Source organism: Pseudomonas sp. AN-B15, from assembly GCF_019056475.1.
In the GTDB taxonomy this organism is placed as follows: Bacteria; Pseudomonadota; Gammaproteobacteria; order Pseudomonadales; family Pseudomonadaceae; genus Aquipseudomonas; species Aquipseudomonas parakoreensis.
In genome coordinates, this window is record NZ_CP049737.1 from 1,721,746 (window position 1) to 1,736,247 (window position 14,502).

Sequence of the window (14,502 nt, forward strand, 5' to 3'; positions counted from 1 at the left end):
AATACAAAATATGTTCAACGGTAAATCGATCTTCATCTCCGGCGGCACCGGCTCGTTCGGGCGCAAGTTCATCGCCCGTCTGCTTGAGCAATACCAGCCCAAGCGCGTGGTGGTGTTCTCCCGCGATGAGCTCAAGCAGTACGAAATGCAGCAGACGTTCAACGCGCCGTGCATGCGTTACTTCCTTGGTGACGTGCGCGACGCCGACCGTCTGCGGCAGGCCATGCGCGGCATCGACTACGTGGTGCATGCGGCGGCGCTCAAGCAGGTGCCGGCGGCGGAGTACAACCCCACCGAGTGCATCCGCACCAACGTCAATGGTGCGGAGAACATCATCGCCGCCGCCATCGATAACGGCGTGAAAAAGGTTGTGGCGCTGTCCACCGACAAGGCGGCCAGCCCGATCAACCTGTACGGCGCGACCAAGCTGCTGTCGGACAAGTTGTTCGTCGCCGCCAACAACATTGCCGGTGAGCAACAAACGCGTTTTGCCGTGGTGCGCTACGGCAACGTGGCCGGATCCCGTGGCTCGGTCGTACCGTTTTTCAGCAAGTTGATTGCCGACGGTGCGCAGGAGTTGCCGATCACCGACGAGCGCATGACCCGATTCTGGATCACTCTGGATCATGGCGTGCAGTTTGTCCTCGACAGCTTTGCGCGGATGCACGGCGGCGAAGTGTTCGTGCCGAAGATCCCGTCGATCCGCATCGTCGATCTGGCGCGGGGCATGGCCGAACATCTGCCGCACAAGAACGTCGGTATTCGTCCTGGGGAAAAACTGCATGAACTGATGGTGCCGCTGGACGATGCGCGGATGACCCTGGAATTCGCAGACCACTACACCATCCAGCCTTCCATCCGCTTTACCAGCGTCGATGTCGATTTCTCCATCGACAAGCTCGGCGAACATGGCCGGCCGGTGAGTGAGGATTTCGAATACCGCTCCGACACCAATCCGCACTACCTCTCGGTCGGGCAGATCGCCGAGCTGCACGCGAAGTTGTCGGCATGATTCCCTACGGTCGGCAGAGCGTTGATCAGGCGGACATCGATGCCGTGGTCGAGGTTTTGCAATCGGACTGGCTGACTCAAGGCCCGACCATCGAGCGTTTCGAGCAGGCGATGGCCGAACGTTGCCAGGCCGACTTCGCCGTGGCGGTGTGCAACGCCACGGCGGCGCTGCACATCGCTTGCCTCGCTGCCGGCCTTGGCCCGGGTGATCGCTTGTGGACCACGCCGAACACCTTTCTGGCTTCGGCCAACTGCGGGCGCTACTGCGGCGCCGAGGTGGATTTCGTTGACATCGATCCGCTGACCTGGAACCTCGATGCCTTCGCCCTCGCCGCTAAACTCGATCAGGCCGAGCAGGACGGCACACTGCCGAAAGTGTTGGTGGCGGTGGCGTTCTCCGGGCAGAGTTGCGATCTGCGCAAGATTGCCGAACTGGCCGAGCGCTACAACTTCACCGTGATCGAAGACGCCTCGCACGCGGTGGGCGCCAGCTACGCCGGGCGCCCCGTGGGGTGCGGGGAATTTGCGGCGATGACTGTGTTCAGTTTCCACCCGGTGAAGATCATCACCAGCGCCGAAGGTGGCATGGTCCTGACCAATCGCCCGCAACTGGCGGAGCGTCTGCAACGCCTGCGCAGCCACGGCATGACCCGCGATCCGCAGCAGATGAACGAACCCAGCCACGGTCCGTGGTATTACCAGCAGATCGAGTTGGGCTTCAATTACCGGATCACCGATTTGCAGGCGGCGCTGGGTCTGTCGCAACTGGCCAAACTGGACGGCTTCATCGCCCGTCGCCGTGAACTGGCGGCGCGTTACGACCGGTTGCTGGCCTACCTGCCACTGACTTTGCCCAGCGCGCAGCCGGAGGCGGAATCGGCGTGGCACCTGTACGTGGTGCGCTTGCAGACCGGGCGTGTCGGCCTGACCCACCGTCAGGTGTTCGAAGGCTTGCGTGCCGCCGGCATCGGCGTGAACCTGCACTATATTCCTGTGCATTTGCAGCCGTACTATCGCGACCTGGGGTTTGCCGAAGGCGACTTCCCCGAAGCCGAGCGTTATTACGCCGAGGCGATCAGCCTGCCGCTGTATCCGTTGCTCACTGACGAGCAGCAGGATCATGTGGTCGAGCAATTGCGCCGGCTGACCGAATAAACCCCGCTGCGGCGGCGAATGAGACTGTGCAATGCGTGATCTGAGTGAGCAGGAAAAATTCTGGCAGGGCGATTTCGGCAACCAGTACGTCGATCGCAACGTCGGTCAGCCGCTGGTCGCGGCCAACCTGGCGTTGTTCGCCAAGGCCCTGAGCCGCGCCGGGCGCATCGACAGTGTGGTTGAGCTGGGCACCAATGCCGGCAACAACCTGCAGGCGCTGCGTCAACTGCTGCCGCACAGTGAACTGTTCGGCGTCGAGATCAATGAAAGCGCCTGTGCTCAAGCGCGGGCACTGGGCATCGCGCAGATCTGGCACGGCTCGCTGTTCGACTTTCCGCGCGAGCGCAGCTACGACCTGACCCTGAGCAAAGGCGTGCTGATCCATCTGGCGCCGGAGCTGCTGCCGACCGCCTATGCGCAGTTGTATGCGTTGAGCCAGCGCTACATCCTGATCGCCGAGTACTACAACCCGGTGCCGGTGGAAGTGTCCTATCGCGGCAACAGCGGCAAGCTGTTCAAGCGCGATTTCGCCGGGGAAATGCTTGATCGTTATGCCGACCTGCAATTGCTCGATTACGGCTTTGGTTATCACCGTGACCCACAATTCCCGGTGGATGACATCACCTGGTTTCTGCTGGAAAAACGTCCTTGAACAGCGTCGCAATCATCCCGGCCCGTGGCGGCAGCAAGCGCATCCCGCGCAAGAATCTGTTGCCGTTCGACGGCGTGCCGATGATTGTCCGCTCGATCCGCACGGCGCTCGACAGTGGCCTGTTCGAACAGGTCGTGGTCAGTACCGATGACGCGGAAATTGCCGAGCTGGCGCTGGCTCATGGTGCTCAAGTGCCGTTCCTGCGCCCGGCTGAACTGGCGGATGATTTCACCGGCACTGCTGCGGTGATCGTGCATGCCTTGCAGCAACTGCCCGCGTTCGATTACGCCTGCTGCGTGTACGCCACGGCGCCGTTGTTGCAGGCGCGATTTCTGCGCGAGGGATTCGAGTTGTTGCAGCAGCATCCGCAGAGGTCGTTTGCTTTTTCGGTGTGCAGCTTTGGTTTCCCCGTACAGCGGGCACTGACGCTGGACGGGCAGGGCGCATTGACCGCGTTGTACCCGGAATTTCGCCAAACCCGCTCGCAGGATCTGCCCGAAGCCTTTCAGGACGCCGGCCAGTTCTACTGGGGCCGCAGTGAGGCATGGTTGCGCGGTGACGTGTTGTATTCGTCCGCGAGTCTGCCGGTCATTCTGCCGCGGCATCTGGTGCAGGACATCGACACCCTGCAAGACTGGAAACGCGCCGAATACCTCTACGCCGCGCTCAAGGCCGGCGGAGAACTGCAATGAAAGTGCTGATCCGCGCTGATGCTTCGCCGACCATTGGCAGTGGCCACATTGCCCGTTGTCTGACGCTGGCGCGGGTGCTGCGCAAACAGGGCAGTCATGTCGCGTTTGCCTGTCGGCGGTTGCCCGGGCATCGGCTCGATGCCCTGGCTGCCGAAGGTTTCGAGATCTTTGCCTTGCCGGACATTTACCCCGGCGAAGACCCGCAACAGGCCATCGAATCGATGCTGCCGTGGCAGGCGGACATCGATGCGCTGGACGCCTTGCTGGCAGGTCACGCCGCATTCGACTGGATTATCGCCGATCACTACGGCCTCGATCATCACTGGCAAACCGCAGCGCGCCGTTGGGCACCTCGGATCGCGGCAGTAGACGATCTCGCCACTCGCCAGTACAGCGTCGATCTGCTGCTCAATCAGAACCTGTCCGGTCTCAGCGCAAACTATGCGCCGCTGCTGCCCGAAGGCTGCCGTACCTTGCTCGGCCCGCGCTACGCCATGCTGCGTGAAGAGTTCGTCTGCCCGGCCATCGCGATCCAACCCAAGGCGCGGCGGGTGCTGGTGAATTTCGGTGGTTTCGATGCGGCGATGCAGACCCACCACGCGATGTTGGCACTGAAGGATTTCGCAGAGCTGGAAGTGGATTTCGTCGCCGGTGCAGACAACCCGGCGTGGGCACAAATGCAGGCACTGGCCGCCACACGGCCACACTGGCGCCTGCACAGTTTCGTCAGCGATTTCCAGCAACGCATGACCGCGGCCGATGTGTTTATCGGCGCTGGCGGCGGCACCAGTTGGGAGCGTGCAGCCCTCGGCCTGCCGACAATCTGCATCGCGGTATCGAACAACCAGCAAGCCAACGGCGAAGTCATGGCGGCGGCGGGGGCGCATGTGTTCATGGGGGCTCGCGAGCAGGTCAGCGTCGAACAACTGCGCGATGCCATCGGTTTTGTCGTCGACAATGCCTATCTGCGCCAGAGTCTGGCCGAGCGTTCACGGCAACTGGTCGATGGGCGCGGTGCGTTGCGCGTGGCGGCAGCGCTGGCCGGTGCAGTGCTCAGGCTGCGCCCGGCGACCCTCGATGATGCGCAATTGCTGTTCGACGGGCGCAATGCCGAGGCTGTGCGCCGGCGGTCACTGGACACGGCTGCAATCGAATGGCCGCAGCACCTGAACTGGCTGAATGCGAGCCTGTGCAATCCGCAACGTCTGCTGTTGATTGCCGAGGCCGATGACGGCCCGGTCGGCGTCTTGCGTTATGACTTGCGTGGATTTGAGGCTGAAGTGTCTCTGTACCTGCTGCACGGGCGTTTTGGTCTGGGTTGGGGCAGGGCGCTGCTGGCGCGAGGTGAGGCGTTCGTCCGCGAGCACTGGCCGCAGATGACCGCCATTACCGCTCAGGTGCTGCCGGGCAATCGTCCGTCTTTGAATGTTTTTCGTGACGCCGGATTCACCCAGAGTGCCTGCGCGTTCACCAAGGTTTTGAAGGATCACCGCGATGAGTAGTTTCAAGATTGGCGAGCGTCTGATCGGTGCCGATGCGCCGCCGTTCATCATTGCCGAGATGAGCGGCAACCATAATCAGTCGCTGGAACTGGCGCTGCAGATTGTCGAAGCTGCCGCCAAAGCTGGGGCGCACGCCTTGAAGTTGCAGACTTACACCGCGCAGACCATGACCCTGGATCTGGCCGAGGGCGAGTTTTTCATCAAGGACCCGAATAGCCTGTGGGCGGGTACTTCGCTGTACGACCTGTATGAGAAGGCCCACACCCCATGGGAGTGGCACGCGCCGATTTTCGCTCGGGCCAAAGAACTGGGCATGCTCGCGTTCTCGACGCCGTTCGATGACACGGCGGTGGACTTTCTCGAAAGCCTCGACGTGCCGGCGTACAAGATCGCCAGTTTCGAAAACACCGACCTGCCGTTGATCCGCCGTGTGGCGGCGACCGGCAAACCGCTGATCATCTCCACCGGCATGGCCAGCATCGCCGAACTCGACGAAACCGTGCGCGCCGCCCGCGAGGCGGGGTGCAAGGATCTGGTGCTGCTCAAATGCACCAGCACTTACCCGGCAACGCCGCTCAACAGCAACGTGCGCACGATCCCGCATCTGCGTGAACTGTTCGGTTGTGAAGTCGGGCTGTCCGATCACTCCATGGGCGTGGGTGTGTCCGTGGCCGCCGTGGCACTCGGGGCAACGGTGGTGGAAAAGCACTTTACCCTCGACCGTTCGGCAGGTGGCGTCGACGCCAGTTTCTCGCTGGAACCTGCGGAGCTGGCCAGTCTGGTGGTCGAAACCGAACGCGCCTGGCAAGCCATGGGTCAGGTGCATTACGGCGTCACCGAGGCCGAGCGCAAGTCGCTGGTCTATCGCCGCTCGCTGTACGTCACTGCCGACATGGCCGCCGGTGAAGCCTTTTCCGGGGACAATCTGCGCGCCATTCGCCCTGGTCTCGGTCTGCCGCCCAAGCACACCGATGCCGTCCTCGGTCGCCGCGCTCGTCAGGCGATCAAACGCGGCACGCCGCTGGACTGGTCGTTGGTCGAATAACCCGATCTGCCACCGATTCGGCAAAATAGCGTGACCTGCGAGTCATAACGCGCATCTTCACTGTATTGTATTGACCGGGGAGATGGCGCCTGGCCGTGTAATCGGTTCCAGTGATAGCCCTTTGCGCTCCCCGTGGCTGCCCTTTGTGGTGGCCGTTTTCTGTTTGTCGGCGCCCCTCGAATCCTTGCGAGCGGTGGTTTTGGGCTGTTTTTTATTGGGAAGCCGTAATGATTGGCATAAAAAGCATTGCGAGCTACGTTCCTGTAGCCGGCGTGGACAATTACGCACAAGGTGCAAAATTCGAGAAGGATGAAGAATTCATCCTCGGTAAAATCGGTTCGGCCTTCCTGCCGCGCAAAGACGCTGAGCAGGAAACCTCCGATCTGTGCGTGGAAGCGGCCAATGCGCTGTTTGCCAGCAACCCTGAACTGAAGCGTGAGTCGATCGACGCGCTGATCGTCGTTACCCAGAACGGTGACGAAGAAGGTCTGCCGCACACCGCTGCGATCGTCCAGGACAAACTCGGTCTGCCGACTAATGTCGCGGCGTTCGATATTTCCCTGGGCTGCTCCGGATACGTCTACGGCATCTACGCGATCAAGGGCTTCATGGAAGCCGCCGGCTTGAAGAACGGCCTGCTGATCACCGCTGACCCGTATTCGAAAATCGTCGACCCGGAAGACCGCAACACCACCATGCTCTTCGGCGATGCCGCCACGGCGACCTGGATGGGCGAAGACCCGGCCTGGGCGCTGGGCAAGGCCAAGTTCGGCACCGACGGTTCCGGCGCGCCACACCTGAAAGTCACCGATGGCGTGTTCTTCATGAACGGGCGTCAGGTGTTCAACTTCGCGCTGCTCAAAGTCCCGGCGCACTTGCACGAATTGCTCGACGACTCTGGCCTCAAGGCTGACGACATCGACGCCTTCTGCATTCACCAGGGCAGTGCGGCGATTGTCGATGCGGTGGCGCGGCGTTTCGAAGGCGAGCCGGAGAAGTTCATCAAGGACATGGTCGAGACCGGCAACACGGTGTCTTCGAGCGTGCCGCTGCTGCTGGAAAAACACGTGCTCGATTCCGACTGGCAGCGCATTGCGATCAGCGGTTTCGGTGTCGGTCTGTCGTGGGGCTCGGCGATCATCTATCGTCCTTGAGTCGGTCAAAAACGGCGGATACAAAAATAGCGTTCAAGGTTACCCTTGAACGCTATTTTTTTGCCTGAATGGAGCGCTAGGCGGCATGAGCGAGTTTTTCCAACCCAATGCCCAGGTCATCCAGCAACGCTGGCCGGCGTTGTTTGAGCGCTTGCAGGCTGAAGACACCTCAGTCGTTCAAGCCGAGCTGGTGCAGGGCTTGGGCTCGACGCTCAGCGTCAATGGCATTCAACTGACCAGTCGCCACGACCGCGTCCACGAAGCCCGCATTCAGGCGGCCAGCCTGGCGGAAAAGCCGCAGTTGCACGTCTATGGCACCGGCCTCGGCGACCTGCCATCGGTTCTGCTGGAGCGCGCCGGCCTTGAGCGGTTGTACGTTCATATCCTCAATGGCGCGTTGTTCGCCCTGGTGCTGCAACTGCTCGATCAACGCCAATGGCTGGAAGATCCGCGTGTGCAGCTTTTCTATGCCGGTGATCTGTCAGACATCTGCACACCGTTTTTCGCGTTGCCGGCGGAGATGCTGCTGGCTGATGACTTCAACGCGAAGATCCGTGATCGGCTGGTCAGCGAAGTGCACCTGAGCTTCAACAATCGCGAGTTCGATCCAAACTTGCCGTTCATTCAACAGCGATTGCAGGACTGCCTGCCGGTGTTGCTGGGCGATGATGATGTGGCGCAGTTGTTCGGCACGGCCAGTGGCCGGGAAATCTATGTGATTGGCACCGGGCCGACGCTCGAAGGACATTTCCAGCGTCTGGCGGCGGTGCGCGCGCAGGCTGAACGTCCGTTGTTGATGTGTGTGGATACCGCTTACCGGCCATTGCGTGAGCACGGGATCGTCCCGGATCTGGTGGTCACCATTGATCAGCGCATCAGCTTCCGGCATCTGCCGTTCGAGGACTCCGCTGGCATCCCGCTGGTGTATCTGCCCATGAGCGATCCTGCGGTGTTGACCGCGTGGAAGGGCAAACGCTACGGCGGTTACTCGGCCAGCCCGGTTTACGCCGCGTTGCGCGAGCAATACCCGCGCGGACAACTGCATGTCGGTGGCAGCGTGATTCATCCGGCGGTGGATCTGGCAGTAAAGATGGGTGCATCGCGCATTACCCTGTTCGGCGCCGACTTCGCCTTCCCGATGAACAAGACCCATGCCGGCTGGAATGACGGTGATCTGGGGCCGGGGGTCGATCAGGCGCGGCATTGGGTGCAGGACGGCCATGGCCGGCGGGTCAGCACGCAGCTGAACTTTCGCGGCTATCTGTGCGTACTCGAGCGTTATATCGCCGCGCATCCGCAGGTGCAGTTCTTCAACAGCAGTCGGGCAGGTGCACTGATCGCCGGGACACAGTTCAATCAGGAGTTTGTGCAATGACGACGATTGAGCAGTGCGTCGACGAGTGCCGTCAGTGCGCCGGGCTGTTTCGTCTGGGGCGTGACGTTGAGGCGGCGCTGGATATGGTCGAGGTGTTCGAGGGTGCGCAGCAGTTGCTGATGTCCGCACTGGCGACGGTACAGCAGGACTGGGCCTTGATACTCACGCAGATGCTCGACTGTCAGGAGCGTCAGGACTGGTTGGGCCTGGCTGACTGGATGGAGTTCGAGTTGATCGAAGTGTTGCAAAAAGCACGATCGGCAAACTGACCGACCGCGCTGGCCCGCGGCTTTGCGCGCGGGTCGGTTTTATGGCGTCATTTTTTCGCAGGCGGGGGCGCTAAGCCCTTGTTTTCTCGGGGGTGGCAGGGTGATGGCAAATTTTTTTCAAAAAGCCCTCAAGCAACCTGCCAACCCGACGATAACTATTACGAAGGTTCTCTAGGCCATTCCAGGCGGTTGCCAGGGCCGGAAGCCGCAGTACCCAACCAACGAGGAATTCGTCATGGCTTTAACAGTAAACACCAACACCACGTCGCTGAACGTTCAAAAGAACCTGAACCGCGCTTCCGACGCTCTGTCGACTTCGATGCAGCGCCTGTCTTCCGGCCTGAAAATCAACAGCGCTAAAGACGACGCTGCTGGCCTGCAGATCTCGAACCGTATGTCTTCGCAGATCCGTGGTAACACCCAAGCCATCCAGAACGCCAACGACGGTATCTCCGTTGCTCAGACCGCTGAAGGCGCTCTGCAAGCTTCGACCGACATCCTGCAGCGTATGCGTGAACTGGCTGTTAAAGCACGTAACGGCACCAACGGCACTGCTGACCAGACCGCAACCAACGCTGAATTCGCTCAGATGTCTGACGAAATCACCCGTATCTCGGCTGCTACCAACCTGAACGGCAAAAACCTGCTGGACGGTTCGGCTGGTACTGTGACCCTGCAAGTCGGCGCAAACACCGGTTCGGCTAACCACATCGACCTGGTACTGAGCTCCAAGTTCGACGCCGTCAGCCTGTCCGTAGGTAGCGGTACTGTAGTTCTGACCGGTACCACCGGTACTGGCGCTGGTTCTGCTTCGCAGAACATCGACAACGCGATCACTGCAATCGACGCCGCTATCGCTGCAATCGGTGCAACTCGTGCCAGCCTGGGTGCTTCGCAAAACCGTCTGACCAGCACCATCCAGAACTTGCAGAACATCACCGAGAACACCACTGCTGCACAAGGTCGCGTACAAGATACCGACTTCGCCGCAGAGACTGCTAACCTGACCAAGCAGCAAACCCTGCAACAGGCTTCGACCTCTGTTCTGGCTCAAGCCAACCAACTGCCTTCCGCTGTACTGAAGCTGCTTCAGTAATTCGGAATGAGTTTGGGCGGGAGGGTGCGCTGGTCGCGCTCTCTCGCTTTTTTACGTTAGGAGGTGATGAGCATGGACATGAGCGTAAAGCTTAACGTGTCTTATCCGGCTCCCAAGCCAGCGACGCCTGTTGCTGACAAGCCGTCGGAGACGCCAAAAGTTGCATCGGCCGACGCTCCGGTCGCTGACAGGAAAAGTCAGCAAACGGATGACGCCAAGTTGAAACTGGCCGTGCAAGAGATCGAGAAGTTCGTTCAATCGATCAAGCGTAACCTGGAGTTCTCGATCGACGAGCACTCTGGCAAGGTCATCGTCAAGGTGATCGCAAGCGAGACGGGTGAGGTCGTACGCCAGATCCCCTCCGCAGAAGCACTCAAGCTCGCAGACAGCCTCGCCAACGCAAGCCATGTGTTGTTCGACGCCAAAGTCTGATAGCTGGCATGAATAGTGTTTGTCTTTCTTGAATGACGCCTGGATGGGTCAAAAGTCTGGCAACAATCTGAAGGGAGATGCACATGGCAAGTCCAATTCTACCGGGTTCCGGACTGGGTTCCGGCCTGGACATCGGCGCGATCGTGACCGCGCTGGTCAACGCCGACAAGTCGCCGAAACAGACGCAGATCGATTCCGCGACCAAGACCAATACCCTGAAGATTTCCGGTGTCGGCACGTTGAAGAGTGCGCTGACCGCGTACCAGACGGCGATGACCAACCTGGGCAGCAAGACCAACCCGGCATTTGCCGGCTTCACGGCGACCTCGAGCAACACAGCGATTCTCGGCGCCACCTCCGATAACACTGCGGTGTCGGGGACTTACAACGTTGTTGTCAACCAATTGGCCACTGGCTCGAAAGTTGCCAGCGCTTCTTTCGCCGGCGGTGCTGCCAGTGCCATTCCGAGTGGTACCCTGAAAATCAGTCAGAATGGCACTGATTACAATGTCACGATCCCGGCCAATGCGACCTTGCAGAGCACGCGTGATGCGATCAACACGGCTCAGGGCGCCAATGGCATTTCTGCCAACATCGTGACTGACAGCAGTGGTGCTTCGCGCCTGGTGATCAGCTCCAACAAGACTGGCGCGGGTACCGATCTCTCTGTCAGCGGGATCGCCGGTCTGGAGATCGACGGTACTCAGTCGATGGGTACTAATCCGGCGGCAGGCGCCTCGGGCAACGTCAATGGCCTTGCACAAGATGCCAAGGTGACCATCGACGGCCTGCAGGTTTCCAGCAAAAGTAACACGGTCAGTGGTGCAATCAGCGGCCTGACCCTGAATCTGACCACTGTCAGCCCTGTCGTTGGTGGCGTTGCCACGCCGACCGTTGTCAGCGTCGATACCAACACCAAAGGGCTGCAGGCTTCGGTTCAGGCGTTTGTTGACGCCTACAACACCCTGAAGACCACCATCGACACCCTGTCCAAGGCAACACCGGACGCCGATGGCAAACTGACGGTGCAGGCCGCTTTCACCGGTGACTCGTTGCCGCGCTCGCTGATCTCCGACATCCGTGGCCAGTTGACTGCTCCTGGTGCTGGTGCAGAGGGTTCTTTGTCCTATCTGTCGGAGATCGGTGTGATGACCGATCGCAACACCGGCAACCTGACGTTTGATACTGCTGCGTTCACCAAAACCATGGCTCAGCCCGGGAAGGCTGGCCAGGTGCAGCAGATGTTCACCGGGACTAACGATACCAACGGTCTGCTGGCGCGCATGAACAAGGCGGTGGACCCGTATCTGAAGGCACCTGCCGGTAGCGCACCTACTGCCGTAGGCCTGCTTGATCAGCGCATGTCCATCCTGAACAACAACACCAAGAGCCTGACCAGTCAGCAATTGGCGCTGGATTTGCGTGTGGCCAACCTGACCAAGACGTTGACGGCCAAGTACAACGCCATGGACTTGCTGGTAGGGCAGATGAAAGCGACGGCCAGTAACATCACGTCGTTCTTCAGCTCGCTGAACGCTCAGCAATCCGCGAAGTAACCTGCAAGAACGACAAAAACCCGGCTACGCTTTATCGGCGTGCGCCGGGTTTTTGTCTTTTGATCTAAAGTTCTGTGATTCGTTGGCGATACACTGGTTATACGAGTCATTGTGGCAATGAGGTAGAACATGAACCCAATGTTAGCCCTTCGGCAATATCAGAAAGTCGGCGCGCACGCCCAGACCTCCGAGGCGAGTCCGCACCGTCTGGTACAAATGTTGATGGAAGGCGGGCTGGCCCGCATCGCTCAGGCCAAGGGTGCCATCGAGCGCAAGGACATTCCTGGCAAGTGCACCTCGATCAGCAAGGCCATTGGCATTGTCAGCGGGCTGCGTGAAGGTCTGGACCTGGAAAAGTGTGCCGATGAACTGGCCGATCTGGACGGGCTGTACATCTACATGATGAAGCGCCTCGCCGAGGCCAACATCAACAGCGATCCGCGCATTCTCGATGAGGTTGCCGGCTTGCTGAGCACGGTCAAAGAAGGCTGGGATGCCATCGCCCCCGAGCCTGCTCCGCAGTTTTGAAGGAGAGCACCATGAGTCTTGTATTGCAGCGAATCGCCGACACCCGTGAAGCGCTGGTCAGTGCGCTGGCCGAACGCAACTGGGAAGCCATTGGCGAGCTGGATCTGGCTTGCCGATCCTGCATGGAAGACGTCATGGCCGAGGCCTCGCTGGATGAGGAGGCCCTGCGCAATAACCTTGAGGAGCTGCTCCACGTCTACAAGGAGCTTCTGGAGGCGGCGATGGGTGAGCGGCAGGCGATAGCCAACGAGATGTCGCAGATCACCCAAGCGCAAAAGGCGGCAAAGGTTTACCATCTGTTTGGTTAATTAACCCCCAGTTAATCCAGACATGTGCGCCATAAATTTGACTGTGCACGGTTTTTTGACTTAACTAGTGGCTGTTTTCAGATTTCAGGCGTCTACAGGCACAAGGTGTCCTGCAAGCGTCTCGCTTGCCCCATTTTTCGGGCATTGAGTTGACTAGGGAAGTTGCTATTGCATGTGGCGTGAAACCAAAATTCTGCTGATCGATGACGATAGCGTCCGCCGCCGCGACCTGGCGGTGATTTTAAATTTTCTCGGCGAAGAAAATTTACCCTGCGGCAGCCATGACTGGCAGCAGGCTGTCGGCTCTTTGTCATCAAGTCGTGAAGTCATCTGTGTACTGATCGGGACGGTAAATGCTCCGGGTGCACTGTTGGGCTTGTTAAAGACACTCTCGACATGGGATGAGTTCCTTCCTGTTTTGCTGATGGGCGATAATTCTTCCGTCGACCTGCCGGAAGACCAGCGCCGCCGGGTGCTTTCGACGCTGGAAATGCCACCCAGCTACAGCAAGCTGCTCGACTCCCTGCACCGTGCCCAGGTCTATCGCGAGATGTACGACCAGGCCCGCGAGCGCGGCCGTCATCGCGAACCCAATCTGTTCCGCAGCCTCGTCGGCACCAGCCGGGCGATCCAGCATGTCCGTCAGATGATGCAGCAAGTGGCCGATACCGACGCCAGTGTGCTGATCCTCGGCGAGTCCGGCACCGGCAAGGAAGTGGTTGCGCGCAACCTGCATTACCACTCCAAACGTCGCGACGCGCCATTCGTGCCAGTCAACTGCGGGGCGATCCCGGCCGAGCTGCTGGAAAGCGAACTGTTCGGCCACGAGAAGGGCGCCTTCACCGGCGCGATCACCAGCCGCGCCGGACGTTTCGAACTGGCCAACGGCGGTACGCTGTTCCTCGATGAAATCGGCGACATGCCGCTGCCGATGCAGGTCAAACTGTTGCGCGTGCTGCAGGAGCGTACCTTCGAGCGTGTGGGCAGCAACAAGACCCAGAGCGTCGATGTACGCATCATTGCCGCGACCCACAAGAACCTCGAAAGCATGATCGAGGTCGGCACCTTCCGCGAAGACCTCTACTATCGCTTGAATGTGTTCCCGATCGAGATGGCGCCGTTGCGTGAGCGCGTTGAAGACATCCCGCTGCTGATGAACGAACTGATCTCGCGCATGGAGCACGAAAAGCGCGGTTCGATCCGTTTCAACTCGGCAGCGATCATGTCGCTGTGCCGTCACGGCTGGCCGGGCAACGTCCGCGAGCTGGCCAACCTGGTGGAGCGCATGGCGATCATGCACCCGTACGGGGTCATCGGTGTGGTCGAGTTGCCGAAGAAGTTCCGCTACGTCGATGATGAAGACGAGCAGATGGTCGACAGTCTGCGCAGCGATCTCGAAGAGCGCGTGGCGATCAACGGTCATACCCCGGACTTCACCGCCAACGCTCTGCTGCCGCCGGAAGGTCTGGACCTCAAAGACTACCTCGGTGGTCTGGAGCAGGGTCTGATCCAGCAGGCGCTGGACGATGCCAATGGCATTGTGGCGCGTGCCGCCGAACGCCTGCGCATTCGTCGAACCACGCTGGTGGAGAAGATGCGCAAGTACGGCATGAGCCGGCGTGAAGGTGATGAACAGGCGGATGATTGACGCCTGTTTTTTAACGTCTTCATTTATAAGCAGTTTTTTTTAGGCACGGGTATTGCTACGTCCCTCGCAACGTTCCGTT

The 14,502-nt window shown here is 59.9% G+C and carries 15 protein-coding genes; all 15 read left to right on the forward strand.

Going from position 1 to position 14,502, the window contains the following annotated elements:
- Window positions 1–10 precede the first annotated feature (10 nt).
- On the forward strand, window positions 11–1,012 hold the full coding sequence (pseB, locus tag GTQ41_RS07915; protein WP_047292505.1) for a UDP-N-acetylglucosamine 4,6-dehydratase (inverting): 1,002 nt from the start codon (window positions 11–13) through the stop codon (window positions 1,010–1,012).
- Window positions 1,009–2,166 carry a UDP-4-amino-4,6-dideoxy-N-acetyl-beta-L-altrosamine transaminase gene (pseC, locus tag GTQ41_RS07920; protein WP_047292507.1) on the forward strand — a complete coding sequence of 386 codons (1,158 nt, stop codon included), beginning with the start codon at window positions 1,009–1,011 and terminating at the stop codon, window positions 2,164–2,166. Before pseB ends, pseC begins: the two co-directional genes overlap by 4 nt.
- A gap of 31 nt (window positions 2,167–2,197) precedes the next feature.
- Entirely contained in the window at window positions 2,198–2,818 is a 621-nt protein-coding gene (locus GTQ41_RS07925; RefSeq protein WP_047292509.1) for a pseudaminic acid biosynthesis-associated methylase, read from the forward strand.
- Entirely contained in the window at window positions 2,815–3,510 is a 696-nt protein-coding gene (pseF, locus tag GTQ41_RS07930; protein ID WP_047292511.1) for a pseudaminic acid cytidylyltransferase, read from the forward strand. Before GTQ41_RS07925 ends, pseF begins: the two co-directional genes overlap by 4 nt.
- A complete protein-coding gene (gene pseG, locus GTQ41_RS07935) occupies window positions 3,507–5,012 on the forward strand; it encodes a UDP-2,4-diacetamido-2,4,6-trideoxy-beta-L-altropyranose hydrolase (protein ID WP_047292513.1) in 1,506 nt (501 codons plus the stop codon). The genes pseF and pseG overlap by 4 nt, the downstream gene beginning before the upstream one ends.
- A complete protein-coding gene (gene pseI, locus GTQ41_RS07940) occupies window positions 5,005–6,057 on the forward strand; it encodes a pseudaminic acid synthase (RefSeq protein WP_047292515.1) in 1,053 nt (350 codons plus the stop codon). Before pseG ends, pseI begins: the two co-directional genes overlap by 8 nt.
- A 227-nt stretch (window positions 6,058–6,284) precedes the next feature.
- Complete coding sequence (locus GTQ41_RS07945; RefSeq protein ID WP_047292517.1) at window positions 6,285–7,211, forward strand: ketoacyl-ACP synthase III; 927 nt, start codon at window positions 6,285–6,287, stop codon at window positions 7,209–7,211.
- An 85-nt stretch (window positions 7,212–7,296) separates the two neighbouring features.
- The gene (locus GTQ41_RS07950; RefSeq protein WP_047292519.1) at window positions 7,297–8,586 is read left to right on the forward strand and encodes a motility associated factor glycosyltransferase family protein; all 1,290 of its coding nucleotides are present in this window, start codon (window positions 7,297–7,299) and stop codon (window positions 8,584–8,586) included.
- Window positions 8,583–8,855 (forward strand): hypothetical protein, encoded by a 273-nt coding sequence (locus GTQ41_RS07955; protein ID WP_047292521.1) that lies wholly within the window; start codon window positions 8,583–8,585, stop codon window positions 8,853–8,855. Before GTQ41_RS07950 ends, GTQ41_RS07955 begins: the two co-directional genes overlap by 4 nt.
- 235 nt (window positions 8,856–9,090) lie before the next feature.
- Window positions 9,091–9,951: a flagellin domain-containing protein gene (locus tag GTQ41_RS07960; protein ID WP_007958307.1), complete on the forward strand. Its 861-nt coding sequence runs from the start codon at window positions 9,091–9,093 to the stop codon at window positions 9,949–9,951.
- Between the two features lie 72 nt (window positions 9,952–10,023).
- Window positions 10,024–10,383 (forward strand): flagellar protein FlaG, encoded by a 360-nt coding sequence (locus GTQ41_RS07965; RefSeq protein WP_047292524.1) that lies wholly within the window; start codon window positions 10,024–10,026, stop codon window positions 10,381–10,383.
- Window positions 10,384–10,466: 83 nt separating this feature from the next.
- Entirely contained in the window at window positions 10,467–11,939 is a 1,473-nt protein-coding gene (gene fliD / locus GTQ41_RS07970) for a flagellar filament capping protein FliD (RefSeq protein WP_047292526.1), read from the forward strand.
- 129 nt (window positions 11,940–12,068) lie between these two features.
- Window positions 12,069–12,467: a flagellar export chaperone FliS gene (gene fliS / locus GTQ41_RS07975; protein ID WP_027614233.1), complete on the forward strand. Its 399-nt coding sequence runs from the start codon at window positions 12,069–12,071 to the stop codon at window positions 12,465–12,467.
- Between the two features lie 11 nt (window positions 12,468–12,478).
- Entirely contained in the window at window positions 12,479–12,775 is a 297-nt protein-coding gene (locus tag GTQ41_RS07980; RefSeq protein ID WP_003222861.1) for a hypothetical protein, read from the forward strand.
- Between the two features lie 172 nt (window positions 12,776–12,947).
- A complete protein-coding gene (locus GTQ41_RS07985) occupies window positions 12,948–14,423 on the forward strand; it encodes a sigma-54 dependent transcriptional regulator (protein WP_041073001.1) in 1,476 nt (491 codons plus the stop codon).
- Window positions 14,424–14,502: the final 79 nt, after the last annotated feature.

Coding starts and splice junctions, on each gene's coding strand:
- GTQ41_RS07955 (WP_047292521.1), top strand. CDS start 8,583: ATGACGACGATTGAGCAGTGCGTCGACGAGTGCCGTCAGTGCGCCGGG.
- fliS (WP_027614233.1), top strand. CDS start 12,069: ATGAACCCAATGTTAGCCCTTCGGCAATATCAGAAAGTCGGCGCGCAC.
- GTQ41_RS07960 (WP_007958307.1), top strand. CDS start 9,091: ATGGCTTTAACAGTAAACACCAACACCACGTCGCTGAACGTTCAAAAG.
- fliD (WP_047292526.1), top strand. CDS start 10,467: ATGGCAAGTCCAATTCTACCGGGTTCCGGACTGGGTTCCGGCCTGGAC.
- GTQ41_RS07925 (WP_047292509.1), top strand. CDS start 2,198: ATGCGTGATCTGAGTGAGCAGGAAAAATTCTGGCAGGGCGATTTCGGC.
- pseB (WP_047292505.1), top strand. CDS start 11: ATGTTCAACGGTAAATCGATCTTCATCTCCGGCGGCACCGGCTCGTTC.
- pseI (WP_047292515.1), top strand. CDS start 5,005: ATGAGTAGTTTCAAGATTGGCGAGCGTCTGATCGGTGCCGATGCGCCG.
- GTQ41_RS07985 (WP_041073001.1), top strand. CDS start 12,948: ATGTGGCGTGAAACCAAAATTCTGCTGATCGATGACGATAGCGTCCGC.
- GTQ41_RS07965 (WP_047292524.1), top strand. CDS start 10,024: ATGGACATGAGCGTAAAGCTTAACGTGTCTTATCCGGCTCCCAAGCCA.
- GTQ41_RS07950 (WP_047292519.1), top strand. CDS start 7,297: ATGAGCGAGTTTTTCCAACCCAATGCCCAGGTCATCCAGCAACGCTGG.
- GTQ41_RS07945 (WP_047292517.1), top strand. CDS start 6,285: ATGATTGGCATAAAAAGCATTGCGAGCTACGTTCCTGTAGCCGGCGTG.
- pseC (WP_047292507.1), top strand. CDS start 1,009: ATGATTCCCTACGGTCGGCAGAGCGTTGATCAGGCGGACATCGATGCC.
- GTQ41_RS07980 (WP_003222861.1), top strand. CDS start 12,479: ATGAGTCTTGTATTGCAGCGAATCGCCGACACCCGTGAAGCGCTGGTC.
- pseG (WP_047292513.1), top strand. CDS start 3,507: ATGAAAGTGCTGATCCGCGCTGATGCTTCGCCGACCATTGGCAGTGGC.